Origin of the sequence: Mesorhizobium sp. M7A.T.Ca.US.000.02.2.1, from assembly GCF_003996995.1 — a bacterium.
Lineage (GTDB): Bacteria > Pseudomonadota > Alphaproteobacteria > Rhizobiales > Rhizobiaceae > Mesorhizobium.
On the sequence record NZ_RZTT01000088.1, the window covers coordinates 1 to 17,664 of the forward strand.

At 63.8% G+C, this 17,664-nt stretch carries 17 protein-coding genes; 15 read left to right on the forward strand and 2 right to left on the reverse strand.

All coding sequences use genetic code 11. The features are described 5' to 3' along the window. Window positions 1–46: 46 nt before the first annotated feature. Window positions 47–556 (reverse strand): flavin reductase, encoded by a 510-nt coding sequence (locus tag EOD15_RS11175; RefSeq protein WP_127321743.1) that lies wholly within the window; start codon window positions 554–556, stop codon window positions 47–49. Between the two features lie 6 nt (window positions 557–562). Next, window positions 563–2,107 carry a 4-hydroxyphenylacetate 3-hydroxylase N-terminal domain-containing protein gene (locus tag EOD15_RS11180; protein ID WP_127321742.1) on the reverse strand — a complete coding sequence of 515 codons (1,545 nt, stop codon included), beginning with the start codon at window positions 2,105–2,107 and terminating at the stop codon, window positions 563–565. Window positions 2,108–2,199: 92 nt separating this feature from the next. Between EOD15_RS11180 and EOD15_RS11185 the strand changes: the two genes are divergently transcribed. From EOD15_RS11185 to EOD15_RS11260, 15 genes are all read left to right on the forward strand, one after another. Then, window positions 2,200–3,069, forward strand: a complete 870-nt coding sequence (locus tag EOD15_RS11185) for a helix-turn-helix domain-containing protein (protein WP_127321741.1) — start codon at window positions 2,200–2,202, stop codon at window positions 3,067–3,069. Between the two features lie 163 nt (window positions 3,070–3,232). Next, a complete protein-coding gene (locus tag EOD15_RS11190) occupies window positions 3,233–3,730 on the forward strand; it encodes a hypothetical protein (protein ID WP_127321740.1) in 498 nt (165 codons plus the stop codon). A 176-nt stretch (window positions 3,731–3,906) separates the two neighbouring features. Beyond that, complete coding sequence (locus EOD15_RS11195) at window positions 3,907–5,001, forward strand: transporter substrate-binding protein (protein ID WP_127321739.1); 1,095 nt, start codon at window positions 3,907–3,909, stop codon at window positions 4,999–5,001. Beyond that, window positions 4,998–5,615 carry an ANTAR domain-containing protein gene (locus EOD15_RS11200; RefSeq protein WP_127268207.1) on the forward strand — a complete coding sequence of 206 codons (618 nt, stop codon included), beginning with the start codon at window positions 4,998–5,000 and terminating at the stop codon, window positions 5,613–5,615. The genes EOD15_RS11195 and EOD15_RS11200 overlap by 4 nt, the downstream gene beginning before the upstream one ends. Window positions 5,616–5,634: 19 nt before the next feature. Then, complete coding sequence (locus tag EOD15_RS11205) at window positions 5,635–6,501, forward strand: ABC transporter permease (protein ID WP_206516809.1); 867 nt, start codon at window positions 5,635–5,637, stop codon at window positions 6,499–6,501. Next, complete coding sequence (locus tag EOD15_RS11210) at window positions 6,498–7,418, forward strand: ABC transporter permease (RefSeq protein WP_127322991.1); 921 nt, start codon at window positions 6,498–6,500, stop codon at window positions 7,416–7,418. The genes EOD15_RS11205 and EOD15_RS11210 overlap by 4 nt, the downstream gene beginning before the upstream one ends. A gap of 34 nt (window positions 7,419–7,452) precedes the next feature. Continuing rightward, the gene (locus EOD15_RS11215) at window positions 7,453–9,096 is read left to right on the forward strand and encodes an ABC transporter substrate-binding protein (protein WP_127408485.1); all 1,644 of its coding nucleotides are present in this window, start codon (window positions 7,453–7,455) and stop codon (window positions 9,094–9,096) included. Further along, a complete protein-coding gene (locus EOD15_RS11220) occupies window positions 9,086–10,030 on the forward strand; it encodes an acetamidase/formamidase family protein (RefSeq protein ID WP_127321079.1) in 945 nt (314 codons plus the stop codon). Before EOD15_RS11215 ends, EOD15_RS11220 begins: the two co-directional genes overlap by 11 nt. Before the next feature lie 211 nt (window positions 10,031–10,241). Next, window positions 10,242–12,005, forward strand: a complete 1,764-nt coding sequence (locus EOD15_RS11230) for an ABC transporter ATP-binding protein (protein ID WP_127321080.1) — start codon at window positions 10,242–10,244, stop codon at window positions 12,003–12,005. Between the two features lie 205 nt (window positions 12,006–12,210). Further along, window positions 12,211–13,419, forward strand: coding sequence for an ABC transporter substrate-binding protein (locus EOD15_RS11235; protein WP_127321081.1), 1,209 nt, complete (start codon window positions 12,211–12,213; stop codon window positions 13,417–13,419). A 12-nt stretch (window positions 13,420–13,431) separates the two neighbouring features. Beyond that, window positions 13,432–14,211, forward strand: coding sequence for an ABC transporter ATP-binding protein (locus EOD15_RS11240; RefSeq protein WP_127267607.1), 780 nt, complete (start codon window positions 13,432–13,434; stop codon window positions 14,209–14,211). Continuing rightward, window positions 14,204–14,914: an ABC transporter ATP-binding protein gene (locus EOD15_RS11245; RefSeq protein ID WP_127321082.1), complete on the forward strand. Its 711-nt coding sequence runs from the start codon at window positions 14,204–14,206 to the stop codon at window positions 14,912–14,914. Before EOD15_RS11240 ends, EOD15_RS11245 begins: the two co-directional genes overlap by 8 nt. Window positions 14,915–14,921: 7 nt before the next feature. Next, window positions 14,922–15,809, forward strand: coding sequence for a branched-chain amino acid ABC transporter permease (locus EOD15_RS11250; protein WP_127321083.1), 888 nt, complete (start codon window positions 14,922–14,924; stop codon window positions 15,807–15,809). 22 nt (window positions 15,810–15,831) lie between these two features. Next, window positions 15,832–16,803, forward strand: coding sequence for a branched-chain amino acid ABC transporter permease (locus EOD15_RS11255; protein ID WP_127380925.1), 972 nt, complete (start codon window positions 15,832–15,834; stop codon window positions 16,801–16,803). Window positions 16,804–16,980: 177 nt separating this feature from the next. Next, window positions 16,981–17,664: aminopeptidase (locus tag EOD15_RS11260; protein ID WP_185928991.1), on the forward strand; the 684-nt coding region annotated here is incomplete at its 3' end.

A 17,664-nucleotide genomic window follows, 5' to 3' on the forward strand; every position in this document is an offset into this window, starting at 1 on the left:
GGATAGGCGGAGGCCTTCCCGCCACCAAACCGTCTGACGCCCGGCTTCACCCGCCAAAGCTGCCCAGCCGCGTCGGCTGCGTATAGCTGCGGTCGACATAGAGCAGGGCCGAGCCGTCGCTGCCGTGCCGGACGTCGATGACGCGGCCGATCATGACATTGTGCGTGCCGACGACATGTACAGTCTCGATCTCGCAATCGAAATTGACGATCGCATCCGAGAGTGCCGGCGTGCCGGAGGTCAGCGTCTGCCAGCGCGCCGAGGCATAGCGTGCCTCCATGTCCCTGGCCGCGCCAGCGAATTTTCCCGCCAGATGCATGTGGTCATGCGTCAGCACGTTGACGCAGAAGCGCTGGTTGGACAGGAACATGGCGGCCTGCGTCGAGCGCCCGTTCATGCACACCAGCAGCGTCGGCGGCTCGTCGGAGACGCTGCACATGGCGGTGGCGGTGAAGCCGCCGCGCCCTGCCGGGCCATCGGTGGTGACGATGTTAACCGGCGCGCAGACCCTCGCCATGGCGTCGCGGAAATCGGCTTTCGAAATCTGCGTGGCCATCTGGTTTCACTCGGCCGTTGAGACAAGCGGATTGAACCAGGTATCGCCCGTCCAGCCATTCTCGTCATAGTCGGCCATGCAGGTGTCGACGAGCTCTTCCATCGCCTTCAGCCGCCCGCCGCGTTCAGCGCCTTTCAGCACCTGCAGCCGCACCTCTTCCGGCGCGCCGGCATAGTTGAGCTCGTAGAGCGCGTGGCGGCCGCCGAACTCGGTGCCGGTCGCGTCCCACAAAAGCTTCATGATCTTGATGCGCTCGATGTGGCCCATGTCGTTGGAGCCACGCACATATTGCGCCAGATATCTGTCGATCTCGGGGTTGTTGAAGTCGCGCACCGACGACGGCAGGTAGATCAGCCCGGACGCGATCACCCGGCGCACGGTGTCGATGACGCGCGGATAGGCTTCCGACATGAAGGTGCGGTAGGCGAGCGCGGCTTCCAGATTGGGCAGCACCGCGCCATTCGCCCACGGGATCGGGTTGTAGGCCATGGCGTTGGAAAAGCTCCAGAACATGTGCCTGAGCGCGATGACCTCGCCCAGTGCCGCCTGGTTGCCGCGGAAAGCATCGCCGCCCGTGGCGCGCAGCGCCTTGGCCAGCAGGCCGGCGAGGAAATCGAGCTTGACGGCGAAGCGCGTGCAGCCCTGGAAGCAGTAGCCATGCATGAAGCCGGATGCCGGATGGAAGGACAGGATTTTCTGCGCGTCGCGCAGCACCAGAACGTCCTCCCAGGGGATGAAGACATTGTCGAGCACCAGGATCGCGTCGTTCTCGTCGAAGCGCGACGACAGCGGATAGTCGAAGGGCGCCGCCACCGTGTTGGCCGTCTGCTCGTAGGAGACGCGGCAGAACATCTTTATCCCCGGCGCATTCATCGGCACGATGAACATCACCGACAGCGACGGATCTTCGGTGACCGTCGCCGATCCCTGCGCCAGGAAGTTATAGTGCGTCAGCGCCGAGGACGTCGCCACCACCTTGGCGCCGGAGACGTAGATGCCGGCATCCGTCTCCTTGGTGATGTGGACGAAGACGTCCTTCACCTGTTCGGCCGGCTTGTGGCGGTCGATCGGCGGATTGACGATGGCATGGTTCATGAACAGTGCGGCTTCCTGGGCACGCCTGTGCCAGGACAGTGCATTGTCCCTGAACGGCCCGTACCAGTCGGCATTGGCGCCGAGCGTGTTCATCAGCGCCGCCTTGTAGTCGGGCGTGCGCCCCATCCAGCCATAGGACATGCGTGACCACTCGGCGATCGCCGTCTGCTGGGCGGCGAGTTCGCCAGAGGATTTGGCGACGCGGAAATATTTGTGGGTGTAGCCGCCCGAGCCGGTGTCGGTCGGCGAGGTCAGCGTGTCCCGTCGCAGGGGATCATGCAGCGCATCGTAGAGGCGCGCCAGCGACCGCGCCGAATTGCGCATCGACGGGTGCGTGGTGACATCGGCAATGCGTTCGCCATTGATATAGACCTCGCGGCCGTCGCGCAGGCTCTCCAGATACTCGGCCCCGGTGAACGGCCGTGCCTTATCAGTGCGGAAGTCTTCTGATCGCATGATGGTCCTCCTCTTGAGTCGCAACACTAGCGCCTTGGACATGCATCGGTTATGGACGGAACGGCAAAACCGATTGGACTTTTTCAGGCGCCATGAGCCAGAATTCCATCCCCGACTTCTTCGTCTATGGCGAGCCGGTGAGGCCGCTCGATGTCGGTTTTCTGCATGTCGAGACGGTGCTTGCGCGCAGCAACATCCATCTTGGTCAGGTCGCGGCGCACAAACATCCGCAGATGGGCCAGATCACCTACTGGACCAGCGGCTCCGGTGCCTATCGCATCGAAGACCAGACCTGGGACTTTTCGGCGCCCGCCGTCAGCTTCGTGCCGAGCAATGTCGTGCATGGCTTCTCGATCGGACCCGGCACCGACGCCATCGTCGTCTCGGTCGCCGACGGCGCGCTCGCGGCCATCGCCGCTCACAGCCTGCTGCCGCTGGACAGGCCGGTCTTTGCCGACGGTCTGCCACGACACGCAGCGTGGGCGAGACTGGCGGCGGTGCTGGAGATGATCGCCGCCGAATATGCCGAGGCGCAAGCCGGCAATGACAGGGTCCTGCCGGCGCTGATCGCCGTCGCACTCTCCCACATTGCGCGCCTCAGCCCCGGCGTGACCGCCTCCGCCGCCTCTTCCGATGATTCGCTGGCGCGGGGCCTGCGCCGGCTCGCCGACGCGCATTTCCGCGACAACTGGCCGGTCGATCGCTACGTCGAGGCGCTGGCCACCACGCCGCATCTTCTCGACAAGGCTGCCCATGCGGTGCTGGGCGCCGGTGTCAAGCGGGTCGTCAGCGAAAGGCGGCTGCTGGAGGCCAAGCGTCTGCTGCTGTTCACCGTACGCACGGTGGAGGACATCGCCTACGAGATCGGCTTCGACGACCCGGCGTATTTTTCACGGTTCTTTCGCGCGCGGGTCGGCGAAGCGCCCGCCGCCTGGCGCCGGAAGCACTTGCAGGGCCATTGATCCTGCGTGAGATGCAGACCCCGTGACGCGCAAATCCTCGATGTTGCAGCCACAGCCACTTTTTCGTGAAGCCGAACGGGTTGATCCCTTCGCCTGTCTGCCTAGGTAGAAAGGAGCGGCGGGCGCCACGCAAATCTGACATCGGACCAATCTGACGGTCGGCATGATATTTTCCTGCATTCAAAAGCTTGCCCTACCTGTTCTCTTCGTTGGCATCCAGTCTTCCTGCGTCGTTCCCGACGATGCGTCGCGTATCGCCAAGGTTGATCCAACGACGGCCGCCGCCCGCAAGGAGATGGTCGGCCTCAGCGAAGCCGATGTTCGAATGTGCGCCGGGTTTCCGACCGCCACCGCCGACGCCGGCCGATCGGGCCAGATCTGGACCTACAAGCGCATCGTCCAGCGCGGCAATCTCAGCATTGTGGTTCCGACTCTAGCGGTAGGCGCGATCCCGGCGGTCGGCGGCTCCGTCAATGTCGCTCCCGGCGGCTATTGCGACACGCAAATTCGCATGGTCGACGGTCGCGTCGCCGAAGTTGCCTATGCCGGCGACAACAATTTGCCGAACAGGCGCGACGCGCTTTGTGTCAGCACGGTGGACGCCTGTGTGACCTATGCCCGTCAACACGGTCAGAGGCCGGCGGCCAGATCGGCCAGATAGCCGGCGGCAGCGAAACAGCGATGACGGCCACGCAAATATCGTTGAGGGCTTGACTGACCCGCCGGACAGAATACGCTAGCGCAAAATACCGGCTCTGATCGCCGGGCGGCAAGAATGCCTCGTATGCCTCGCCCTTGCGGCGCTGGCTGCGAGGCATTGTCATTTTGGGGATCTGTTTGAAACGGCGTATCGAGATCGGCATCCTGTATTCCCGCTCGGGGAGCTATCAGCTCGTCTCCGATGCGTGCCGCATCGGCGCCATGCGCGCCATCGCCGACATCAACGCCGATCGCAGCTCAGGCATCGAACTGGTGCCGGTCGAGCGCGATCCGCAAAGCAATGCGGACCGCTACGCGACGCTGTGCGAGGATATTTTCAGGACCAGCAGCGCGCGCCATGTCGTCGGCTGCGTCACCTCGTGGAGCCGCAAGGAAGCCATTCCGGTGCTCGAGAAGGCGGGCGGCATGCTCTGGTACGCCTGCCCCTATGAGGGCTTCGAGGCCAACGAGCACGTCGTCTACATGCACGCCTGCCCCAACCAGCATCTGGTGCCGCTGATGGCGCATGTCGTGCCGCGTTTCGGCGCCAACGGTTTCCTGCTCGGCTCGAACTACATCTGGGGCTGGGAGATGAACCGCGTCGCCCGCGACCTGATCGCCGATGCCGGCGGCAAGGTGCTGGGCGAACGCTATCTGCGCATCGGCGAGACCGACGTGTCGCGGCTGATCGCGGAGATCCGTGCCACACGGCCGAACTTCATCCTCAACAACCTGATCGGCACCTCTTCCTACGCCTTCCTGGCGGCCTATTGCGATCTCGGGAATGAGGATCCTGCCTTCCGCCCGGAAACCTGTCCCGTCATCTCCTGCAACCTCACCGAAGGAGAGTTGCCGGCGATCGGCGAATCCGGGAAAGGGCACCTGTCGGTCGGGCCGTACTTCGCGCCGCGGCCGGCCGCCTTCGCCTCGTCTTTCGAGGCCTCCGCCTATGCCTCCGTGCAGGTGATGGCCGACGTGCTCTCCAGCAATCCCGAAGCCGGTCCGGCGGAATTTTCCAGAGCCTTCGCAGAACGCCGCTTCTCCACCCGGCTCGGGCCGATAGCCATCGACGCCCATTCCCAGCACGCGACGCTGCCGGTGATCATCGGGCGCATCGCGGATGGCTTCTTCGAGGTCGTCAGCCGCGAGGACGAAGTCGCGCCAGACCCGTATCTGTCGCGCTACGACCCGGCAAAAACATTCGGCCGCCCGCGCCTGAGGGTGGTGTCGTGACGAGAACCCCACGCATCCCCAATCTCGGCGGCGCCAGGGCCTTCATCCTGCACCGTCCGCACCCGACGGTGCAGGCGATCACCAGGCAATTGTCGGCCATCGGCCTGATCACGCTGGACTGCTGGCCGGAACTGCCGCCCGAGGCGCTGGCGGCCGATTTCGTCTTCTTCGACGCCGATCTCGGCTTCGACGAGCAATTCCCGTGGAAGCCGGGCGAAGCGCCGATGCCGTTGGTGGCGCTGATCGGCTCCGAGGCGCCCGGCCGCATCGAATGGGCATTGTCGCACAAGGCCGACGCCCAACTCTTGAAGCCGGTCGGCAATGCCGGCGTCTACAGCGCACTGCTGATCGCAAGGCAAAGTTTCGAGGCGCGAAAACACCTGGCCAGCGAAATCGCCTCGCTTCGCCAGCGCGTCGCCGAGCGCCAGACCATCGTGCGCGCGGTGACGGCACTGGCGAAAGGCGCCGATGACGGCCGCGCCTATGCGCAGCTTCGCTCGCTGGCGATGAGCTGGCAGATCAGCGTCGAGGATGCCGCGCGGCGGATCGTGGCCATGACAAGTGAAGAAGCAACGGGGGAAGAAGGCGGCGATGACCAGTCCCATCGCGCCTGATCTCACCGCGCCAGGGCGCATGCCGGTCAAGCCGCGCGCCGGCGTCTGGCGCCGGCTGGTCAGGCGCCGTCTGGCACTGCTTGGGCTGGTGATCGTCGCCATTGTCGTTGCCGGCGCCGTGCTGGCGCCATGGCTGACAGGCTACGATCCCAACGAGCAGATGTTCGACGGCCTGACCATCGAGGGCTCGCCCTTGCCGCCGGATGCAAAATTCTGGCTGGGCACCGACCTGCTCGGCCGCGACCTGTTGACCCGCATCCTCTACGGAGCCCGCACCTCGCTGATCATCGGCATCGTCGCCAATGGCGTGGCGCTGTTCATCGGCACGCTGGTCGGTGTTACCGCGGGTTATTTCCGCGGCTGGATCGGCAGCGCGCTGATGCGTTTCACCGATTTGATGATGGCGTTTCCGGCACTGCTGCTCGCCATTTGCCTGGCTGCGGTGTTCGAGCCGAGCCTGTGGATCGTCGCTATGGTCATCGCCCTGGTCAACTGGGTGCAGACCGCCCGCGTTATCTACACCGAGACCTCTTCGCTCGCCGAACGCGAGTTCATCGACGCCGAGCGCACCATCGGGGCGAGCGCACCGCGCATCCTGTTTCGCCACATCCTGCCGCATCTCCTGCCGACCATCATCGTCTGGGGCACGCTCGGCATTTCGACCACGGTGCTGTTGGAGGCGACGCTCTCCTTCCTCGGCATCGGCGTGCAGCCGCCGACCGCGTCCTGGGGCAACATCATCTTCGAGAACCAGACCTACTTCCAGGCAGCACCCTGGCTGGTGTTCTTTCCCGGCGCGGCGATCCTGGCGCTGGCGCTGGCCTTCAACCTGATCGGCGACGCGCTGCGCGACATCCTCGATCCGACGCAAAGGGGCCGGGCATGATCACCTATCTCGGCCGCCGCCTGATCCAGTCGCTGCTGATCCTGCTCGGCGTCTCGCTGATCACCTTCGCGCTGCTCTATCTCTTGCCGGCCGACCCGGTGCGCCAGATCGCCGGCCGCAGCGCCACGCCGCAGACGGTCGAGAACATCCGCCAGCAGCTCGGCCTCGACCAGCCCTTCATCGTCCAGTACTGGCGCTATCTCACGAAGCTCGTCAGCGGCGATCTCGGCCGCTCCTACATCCAGCGCTCCGAGGTCACCGAGCTGATCGTCTCGCGGCTGCCGGCCAGCCTGTTGCTGATGGTCGGCGCCATCCTGTGCGAGCTGCTGCTCGGCCTGAGCATGGGCCTGATCGCCGCCGTCAAGCGCGGCACCGCCACCGACCAGACGCTGATGGTCGCCTCCTTCGTCGGCGTCTCGGCGCCGCAATTCGTCGTCGGCCTGCTGCTGCTCTACGTCTTTGCCGTGCGGCTGAGCTGGTTTCCGATCGGCGGCTACGGCACCTGGCGCCATCTCGTGTTGCCGTCGCTGACCATGGGCATACTCGGCGCCGGCTGGTACGCCCGCATGATGCGCTCGTCGATGATCGACGTTCTGCGCCAGGATTATGTCCGCACCGCCCGCGCCAAGGGCCTGGCGCGGCGAGCCATCCTGTTCCGCCATGCACTGCCCAACGCCATCCTGCCGGTCATCGCCATGATCGGCATCGACATCGGCATCTTCATGGGTGGCATTGTCGTCGTCGAAAGCGTGTTCGGCTGGCCTGGCATTGGCCAGCTGGCGTGGCAGGCCATCCAGCGCGTGGACATCCCGATCATCATGGGCGTCACCCTGGTCTCGGCCTTCGCCATCGTGCTCGGCAATCTGCTGGCCGACGTCATCGCGCCCTTCATCGACCCCCGCATCAAGCTCAGATGAAAATGAAAACCAGACAGAGAAAGGGAACATAAAAATGAAAAAGTTTCTCGCATCCACGGTAGCGGCATCGGCGCTGGCGCTGATGCTCGGCATGACAAGTGTTCGCGCCGAGGACACCGTCGATCCGAACGCCAAACAGGGCGGCGCCATCACCATCACCTACAAGGACGATGTCGCCACGCTCGATCCGGCGATCGGGTATGACTGGCAGAACTGGTCGATGATCAAGAGCCTGTTCGACGGGCTGATGGATTACGAACCTGGCACCACCAATTTGAAGCCCGACCTTGCCGAAAGCTACGAGATCGCGCCCGACGGCAAGACCTTCACCTTCAAGCTGCGCCATGGCGTGAAATTTCACAATGGCCGCGAGATGACCGCCGACGACGTGAAATATTCGCTCGACCGCGTCACCAATCCCAAAACCCAGAGCCCCGGCGCTGGCTTCTTCGGCTCGATCAAGGGCTATGACGATGTCGCCGCAGGCAAGGCCGAGAGCCTCTCGGGCGTCACCGTCGTCGATCCCTATACGGTCAAGCTCGAGCTGACCCGGCCCGACGCCACCTTCCTGCATGTCATGGCCATCAACTTCTCGCATATCGTGCCGAAGGAAGAGGTCGAGAAATACGGCGCCGATTTCGGCAAGCATCCGGTCGGCACCGGCGCTTTCAAGCTCGCCGAATGGACACTCGGCCAGCGCATCGTCTTCGAGCGCAATGCGGACTATTGGCACAAGGGCCTGCCGCATCTGGACAAGATCACCTTCGAGATCGGCCAGGAGCCGATCGTTGCGCTGCTGCGCCTGCAGAAGGGCGAGATCGACGTGCCCGGCGACGGCATTCCGCCGGCAAAATTCCAGGAGGTGATGGCCGATCCGGAGCAGAAGGCACGCGTCGTCGAAGGCGGCCAGCTGCACACCGGCTATGTCACCATGAACACCACCATGGCGCCGTTCGACAATGTGAAGGTGCGTCAGGCGGTCAACATGGCGATCAACAAGGCGCGCATCATCCAGATCATCAACGGCCGCGCTGTGCCGGCCAACCAGCCGCTGCCGCCGTCGATGCCGGGCTACGACAAGGAGTACAAGGGCTATCCCTATGACGTCGCCAAGGCCAAGGCGCTGCTTGCCGAGGCCGGTCATCCCGATGGTTTCGACACGCAATTGTTCGCCATGAACACCGATCCCAACCCGCGCATCGCTCAGGCGATCCAGCAGGATCTGGCGGCGATCGGCATCAAGGCCAGCATCCAGTCGCTGGCTCAGGCAAACGTCATTGCCGCCGGCGGCGACAAGGCCGGCGCACCGATGATCTGGTCCGGCGGCATGGCCTGGATCGCCGACTTCCCGGATCCGTCGAACTTCTACGGCCCGATCCTCGGCTGCGCCGGCGCGGTGCCGGGCGGCTGGAACTGGTCGTGGTATTGCAACAAGGATCTCGATGCCAAGGCGGCCGAGGCCGACTCGGTGGTCGACCCGGCCAAGGCCGGCGAGCGCGACAAGATGTGGAGCGCCATCTACGACAAGGTGATGGAAGACGCGCCCTGGGCGCCGGTCTTCAACGAGCAGCGCTTCACCATGAAATCGGCGCGCATGGGCGGCGCCGACAACCTCTATGTCGACCCGGTCCATATCCCGATCAACTACGACAATGTGTACGTAAAAGATGTGCAATAACTGCGACTACACCATCCACGGGCGCCAACATCATTTCGGCTGGGACAATTCGTTTGTTCCGGCCGAGCGGGTGGCGCCCGGCTCGACCATCGAGTTCCAGTGCCTCGATTCCTCCGGCGGCCAGTTGCAGGCCGACAGCACGGTCGCTGACGTCGCCAGGCTCGACTTCGCCACCGTCAATCCGGTGACCGGGCCGATTTTCGTCGAGGGCGCCGAGCCGGGTGACGCGCTGAAGGTGACGATCGAGATGTTCAAACCGTCCGGCTTCGGCTGGACGGCCAACATTCCCGGTTTCGGGCTGCTCGCCGACGATTTCAAGGAGCCGGCGCTGAACATCTGGAAATACGACGCTGCCTCGCTCGAGCCGGCGCTGTTCGGCAAAAATGCGCGGGTGCCGTTGAAACCCTTCGCCGGCACCATCGGCAACGCGCTGGCGGAAAAGGGCCACCACTCGGTGGTCCCGCCAAGGCGCGTCGGCGGCAATCTCGACATTCGCGATCTCGCCGCCGGCACCACGCTGTACCTGCCGGTGGAAGTGGCGGGCGCGCTGTTTTCGGTCGGCGATACCCATGCCGCGCAAGGCGACGGCGAGGTCTGCGGCACGGCGATCGAAAGCCCGATGGACGTCGTGCTCAAGCTCGATCTGGTCAAGGACGCCAGGCTGAAGACGCCGCGCTTCACCACGCCAGGCCCGGTGACGCGCCATCTCGACGCCAAGGGCTATGAGGTGACGACCGGCATCGGCCCGGACCTGATGGCGGGCGCCAGGGAAGCGGTCGCGCAGATGGTCGATCTGCTCGCCGGGAGGTACAAGATCGATCCGGTCGAAGCCTACATGTTGGCCTCGGTGTGCGGCGATCTCCGCATCAGCGAGATCGTCGACATGCCGAACTGGGTGGTGTCGTTCTACTTCCCGCGCTGCGTGTTTGAATGATGTCAAGTCGGCGCTGCACCCCCCTCTGTCCTGCCGGACATCTCCCCCTCAAGGGGGGAGATCAGATGTCACTTCGGCTTTCGCCAATCTCTAATGTTGCAAGGGGGAGCGCCGGCCCACGTGACGGCCAATCTCCCCCCTTGAGGGGGAGATGTCCGGCAGGACAGAGGGGGGCGTGCCGGAATAAACCTCTCAGAACTTTGCCTTTGCAATGACCTCAACCCCCGAACCCATCCTCGACATCGCCAACCTCTGCGTCAGCGTGCGCGGTGAGGATGGCGAGCGTGAGGTCGTCTCCGACCTGTCGCTGACTTTGGCGCGCGGCGAGACGCTCTGCATTGCCGGTGAATCCGGCTCCGGCAAATCGATGACCGCACTGGCCATCATGCAATTGCTGCCGCAGCCGTCGGCACGCATATCGTCTGGGAAAATCCATCTGGGCGATACAGATCTGACGACTCTCGACGAGCGCGGGATGCGGCGCATTCGCGGCGACCGCATCGCCATGATCTTCCAGGAGCCGATGACCTCGCTCAACCCGGTGCTGTCGATCGGCCGGCAGCTCACCGAATCCATCGAGGCACACACCAGCCTGTCGCAGGGCGAAGCTCGTCAGCGCGCCATCGAGGCGTTGAAGGCGGTGCGCATTTCGGAAGCCGAAAGCCGGCTAAAGCAGTTTCCGCACGAACTGTCCGGCGGCATGCGCCAGAGGGTGATGATCGCCATGGCGCTGGCGCTCGAGCCGGACGTGCTGATCGCCGACGAGCCGACGACGGCCCTCGACGTCACCGTGCAGGGCGAGGTGCTGGAGCTGCTGCGCGACCTGCAGCGCCAGCACGGCACCAGTGTCATCCTGATCACCCACGATATGGGCGTCGTCGCCGAAATGGCCGACCGCGTCATCATCATGCGGCATGGCCGCATGGTCGAAGAGGGAAAAACCGCTGACATTTTTGCCACGCCGCAAGCCGACTACACGCGCGAACTGCTTGCCGCAGTGCCGCGCATCGGCAGCGGTGTCGGCCGCCAGGAATCCAGGGATGTCGAGGCGGCGGCGCCGGCCAATGTCGCCGAGGTCAAGGACCTGCATGTCCGCTTCGACCTGCATGGCGGCTTCTTCGGCCGGGTCACCCGTCGCGTCCACGCCGTCGAAGGCGTCAGCTTTTCGATCGCGCCCAACGAGACGCTGGCGCTGGTCGGCGAATCCGGTTGCGGCAAGTCGACCACCGCCAAGGCGCTGGCCGGACTGGTGCCCTACAGCGGCGACATCGCGGTTGGCGGGCGCAATCTGTCCGGCCTTGGCCGCGACGAGCGTAAGGCGGTGCGCCGCGACGTGCAGATGATTTTTCAGGATCCCTACGCCTCGCTCGACCCGCGCATGCGCGTCGGCGAACTCGTCGCCGAGCCGCTGCTGATCCATGGCATTGCCTCGAAGCAAGAGCGCAGTGACCGTGTGGCCGCGCTGTTCGAGCGCGTCGGCCTGTCGGCCGATCAGATGGAGCTCTATCCGCATGAATTCTCCGGCGGCCAGCGCCAGCGCGTCTGTATTGCACGCGCTCTTGCGCTGCGGCCGAAGCTGATCATCGCCGACGAAAGCGTCTCGGCGCTCGACGTCTCGGTGCAGGCGCGTGTGCTCGATCTGTTGAAGGAATTGCAACGCGAATTCGGCGTCGCCTATCTCTTCATCTCGCACGACATGGCGGTGGTCGAGAACATCTCCGACCGCGTCGCCGTCATGTATCTCGGCCAGATCGTCGAAATGGGCACGCGCGACCAGGTCTTTTCCAACCCGCGCCACCCCTACACCAGACGCCTCATCGAAGCCGTGCCGGTGCCCGATCCAGCCAAGCGAAGAAGCCGCTTCGCCCGCCTGGACCAGGAGATCCCGAGCGCCACCCGCAGGATCGGCGAGGCGCCGTTGAAACTGGCGCTGAGGGATTTCGGCAACGGCCACCTCGTCGCCGCCGAGGGCTGAGCCGGCACTGCCGCCGGCGGTTCACGTGTTTGTGTCTCTATCTCGCGCTCAAGGCTCGCGTTCCGCCGCCAAACCGTATCGCTTCGAGCACGAAATCCCTAACGGCCTCTTGCCCTCTGTCCCTATCTTCCTCATGTTCAATACCATTGCGATGATCGATCGTAGGAGGGTCGGTCGGATTCATCGCTATGGGAGGAAGTCAACCATGAAGGTAAGCCTTTTCGTTTCCGCGGCACTTCTCGCCGTATCCGCGATCCCCGCCTCGGCCGCTGAAATTTCCGACGGCAAGGTCAAGATCGGCATCCTCAACGACCAATCGGGCGTCTACGCCGATTTCGGCGGGAAGTGGTCGGTCGAGGCGGCCAAGATGGCGGTCGAGGATTTCGGCGGCAAGGTGCAGGGAGCGCCGATAGAAATCATCAGCGCCGACCACCAGAACAAACCGGATATCGCCTCCAACATCGCGCGGCAGTGGTATGACACCGAGCAGGTCGATGCCATCATGGAACTGACGACCTCTTCGGTGGCGCTCGCCGTCCAGGGGATTTCCAAGGAAAAGAAGAAGATCGACATCGTCACCGGCGCGGCGACCACGGAGCTGACCGGCAAACAATGCTCGCCCTATGGCTTCCACTGGGCCTATGACACTCATTCGCAAGCGGTTGGGACAGGCGGCTCTCTCGTGCAGCAGGGCGGCGACAGCTGGTTCTTCGTCACCGTCGACTATGCATTCGGCTATTCGCTGAAGGATCAGACCACCAAGTTCGTCGAGAGCCATGGCGGCAAGGTGCTGGGCGAGGTGCGTTATCCCCTGGGATCGACCGATTATTCGTCCTTCCTGCTGCAGGCGCAATCGTCGGGCGCCAAGGTCATCGGCCTGGCCAATGCCGGCCTCGATACCTCCAACTCCATCAAGCAGGCGGCCGAATTCGGCATCGTGCAGGGCGGTCAGCGTCTTGCCGCACTCCTTTTCACGCTGGCCGAGGTGCATGGGCTTGGCCTTCAAGCGGCGCAGGGCGTTGTGCTGACCGAAGGCTATTATTGGGATCGCGACGACAAGAGCCGCGAATTCGGGCAGCGCTTTTTCAAGCGCACCAACCGCATGCCGAACATGATCCAAGCCTCGACCTATTCGGCGGTGACGCAGTACCTGAAAGCGATCGACAAGGCCGGCACGGACGAGACCGAAGCCGTCGCCAAGCAACTGCATTCGATGCCTGTGGACGACGCCGCGATAACCAACGGCAAAGTGCAGGCGGACGGCAACATGGTCCACGACATGTACCTCTATCAGGTCAAGTCGCCAGCCGAGAGCACCAAGGAGTGGGACTACTACAAATATCTCGCCACCATTCCTGGCAACGAGGCCTTCCTGAGCGAAAAGGAAAGCGGCTGTCCGACGGCCGGCCAGTGATCGGCGCGGCCGATGGCGCCGACTGACCTGAGCGCAAACGAGCCGCCTGTGGTGCTTTCCGCCCGCGGGTTGCGGCGTGACTTTGCCGGCTTCATCGCCGTGAAAAACGTCGATCTGGATGTTCGCCATGGCAACATCCATGCCCTGATCGGACCCAACGGCGCCGGCAAGACGACTGTCTTCAATCTGCTCACCAAGTTCCTGGCGCCGACCAGCGGCAGGATCGAGCTGCTTGGCCATGACATCACCCGCACGTCGCCGGCCAGGGTCGCGCGGATGGGCCTGGTGCGCTCGTTCCAGATATCGGCGATTTTTCCGCACCTCAGCGTGCTCGACAATGTCCGCGTCGCCCTGCAGCGGCCGGGCGGGCTCAGCGTTCAGTTCTGGCGCTCGCTGGCGGCGCTCGACCGGCTGACGCCGCGTGCCGAGGAATTGCTGCGCTCGGTCGGTCTCGACGATGCCAGGAACAGGCTCGCCGGCGACCTTTCCTATGGCAGGAAACGCGTGCTCGAGATCGCCACGACCCTGGCGCTCGATCCGAAAGTGCTGCTGCTGGACGAGCCGATGGCCGGCATGGGGCACGAGGACGTGGCCACGGTTTCCGACCTGATCCGTTCGGTGGCCAAGGATCGCGCCGTGCTGATGGTCGAGCACAATCTGACTGTCGTGGCCGACCTTTGCGACTGGATAACGGTCATGCAGCGCGGCGAGGTGCTGGCCGCCGGCGACTACGCCACGGTCAGCCGCGACGAGCGCGTGAAGATCGCCTATATGGGCACCGCCGATGACTAGTACCGCACCTCTGCTTGCCGTCAGCGGCCTCAACGCCTGGTATGGCGAGGGCCATGCGCTGCACGGCGTCGATCTGGAAGTGTTTTCCGGCGAGACGGTCACACTGCTCGGCCGCAATGGCGTCGGCAAGACGACGACGCTGCGCGCCATCATGGGGCTGATCCGCAAGCGAACCGGCGGGATCGCCTTCGACGGCCAGGATCTGATGCGGCTGCCGCTGCACCGCACCGCGCATCAGGGCATCGGCTTCGTGCCGGAGGAGCGCGGTATTTTCGCCACGCTGACCGTCGACGAGAACCTGGTTCTGCCGCCGGTCGTGGCCGAGGGCGGCATGAGCGTCGAGGAGATATTCGATCTGTTCCCCAATCTGAAGGAGCGGCGCAACAGTCCCGGCACCAGGCTGTCGGGCGGCGAACAGCAGATGCTGGCGATCGCGCGCATGTTGAGAACGGGTGTGAAAATGCTGCTTCTCGACGAGCCGACGGAGGGGCTCGCTCCCGTCATCGTGCAGCGCATCGGCGCGTTGCTGGCGACGTTGAAAAAGCGCGGCATGACGATCCTGCTGGTCGAGCAGAACTTCCGCTTCGCCAGCCGTGTCGCCGATCGTTTCTATCTGATGGAGCACGGCAAGGTGGTGGCAGGGTTCCCGGTCGGCGAGTTGCCGGACCGCATGACGCAGCTCCACGAAGTCCTGGGTGTATGATGGCGCCATGACGATGATCTTCGGCATCCCCGTTCAGGCCTTCCTCGGCCAGTTGCTGGTCGGCCTGATCAACGGCTCGTTCTACGCCATGCTGAGCCTGGGCCTGGCCGTCATATTCGGCTTGCTGCGCGTCATCAATTTCGCCCATGGCGCCCAGTATATGCTCGGCGCCTTCGTCGGCTATCTGCTGCTCACCTATCTCGGCATCGGCTACTGGCCGGCGCTGATCCTTGCGCCGCTGATCGTCGGTGTCTTCGGCATCGTGGTCGAGCGCCTGGCGCTGTCGCGGCTGTACGATCTCGACCCGCTCTACGGGCTGCTCTTCACCTTCGGCCTCGCGCTCGTGCTCGAAGGCATCTTCCGCTACTATTACGGCGTCTCGGGAAACCCCTACGCGGTGCCGCCACTGCTTTCGGGAGGCACCAATCTCGGCTTCATGTTCCTGCCCAATTATCGCGGCTGGGTCGTCGTCGCCTCGCTGATCGTCTGCTTCGGAACCTGGGTGCTGATCGAGAAGACCAGGCTCGGTTCCTACCTGCGCGCCGCGACGGAGAATCCCCGCCTCGTCCAGGCTTTCGGCGTCAACGTGCCGTTGCTGCTGACCCTGACCTACGGCCTCGGCTCCGCGCTGGCTGGGCTTGCCGGAATTCTGGCAGCGCCGATCTATCAGGTGAGCCCGCTTATGGGGTCGGATCTCATCATCGTCGTCTTCGCCGTCGTCGTGGTCGGCGGCATGGGATCGATCCTTGGCGCCATCGTCACCGGCTACATGCTCGGCCTTGCCGAAGGCCTGACCAAGGTCTTCTATCCTGAGGCCTCCAACCTCGTGGTCTTCGTCATCATGGCCATCGTGCTTCTGGTCCGGCCGGCCGGCCTGTTCGGAAGGGACGCCTGACATGTCGGAAGGGACATCTGACATGCCAGAACTGACGCTTCGCGAGACATCGGCCAAAACCTCGGCACGGCTTGAATGGACGCTGGTCGGGCTGGGCATCCTGGCGCTGCTGGTGGCGCCTTTCCTGGTCTATCCGATCTTCCTGATGAAGATGCTGTGCTTTGCGCTGTTTGCCTGTGCGTTCAATCTCCTGCTCGGCTACACCGGGCTGCTGTCGTTCGGCCACGCCACCTTTTTCGGCGCCGCCGCCTACTTCACGGCGCATGCCGTCAAGGTCTGGGGCTGGCCGCCGGAAGCCGGCATTCTGCTCGGCATGGCGGGTGCGGCCTTGCTCGGCCTTGTCATGGGCTTTTTCGCCATTCGCCGGCAAGGCATCTATTTTGCCATGATCACGCTGGCGCTGTCGCAGATGTTCTTCTTCTTCTGCGTGCAGGCGCCGTTCACGCAAGGCGAGGATGGCATCCAAGGTGTGCCGCGCGGCATGCTGCTAGGCGTCCTCGACCTGAACGTCTCGCTGAACATGTATTATTTCGTGCTGGCGGTGTTCCTCGTCGGCGTCTTCGCCATCTGGCGCATCGTCAATTCGCCGTTCGGCATGATCCTGCGCTCGATCCGCGAAAACGAGAATCGCGCCATTTCGCTGGGCTATTCCGTCGCCAACTACAAGCTCGGCGCTTTCGTCATGTCGGCGGCGCTGGCCGGGCTGGCCGGATCGCTCAAGGCGATCGTTTTCCAGTTCGCCACGCTCACCGACGTCACCTGGCAGATGTCGGGCGAGGTGATCCTGATGACGCTTCTGGGCGGCATCGGCACCATGGTCGGGCCGATCATCGGCGCCAGCCTTGTCATCGGCCTGGAAAACACGCTTGCCACTTCCGGCTTTCCGGTGACCATCGCCACCGGCCTGATCTTCATGGTGTGCGTGCTCGTCTTCCGGCGCGGCATCGTCGGCGAATTTTACGCGCGGATTTTCGGGCGAGCGGGAAAGGACTGACCAGCTGCAGGTTGGCGGGACGCGGTTTGCGCGTGGTGACGCATGCGTCACCACAATGAGCACCTGTCCGGATTCTTCAGAAAGCTATAGACCTCGATCAAATCGATGCGACTGCTTGCGACCTGGGGCAATTGCGACTCCATCGGAACGGGTGAGCACTGCTTTGGGCAAATCGTGATGCGCGCATTCTTTCGATTGCTCGTCGTTGTAATCATGGCGTCCGGCGTGACCGGTTGCACCAGTATTTCCTACTACGCGCAATCCGTGCAGGGCCATCTGCGGATCATGACAGCGCGCCAGGATGTCGGAAAACTGATCGAGGATCCGTCGACGCCGAAGGCATTGCGCGCGCGAATGGCATCGGCGAGCGCTATACGACAGTTCGCAACGGATGAACTGGCGCTGCCTGACAACAACAGCTACCGCAGCTATGTCGACATTGGTCGGGATTCGGTGACATGGGCTGTCTTCGCCGCGCCGGCATTTTCGCTGACGCCGCGAACATGGTGTTTCCCTGTTTTCGGCTGTGTTCCCTACCGGGGGTATTTCTCCAGGAAGTCCGCGACTGAAACCGCTGTCGAACTTCAGGGACAGGGCATGGACATCTATGTGACGGGCATCACGGCATATTCCACGCTTGGCTGGTCGAGCGACCCGCTGCTCAGCACGATGTTCGGCCAGGATGAAACCTATCTTGCAGCGCTGGTGTTCCATGAACTGGCCCACCAGCGCGTCTACGTGCACGACGATTCCGCATTCAACGAGGCGTTCGCTGTCGCCGTCGAAACAACCGGCGTGAAAAAATGGCTGCGCGCGACTGGCGATGCCGCCGCGTTGCGCCGTTACGAAGCCGCCCGGAAG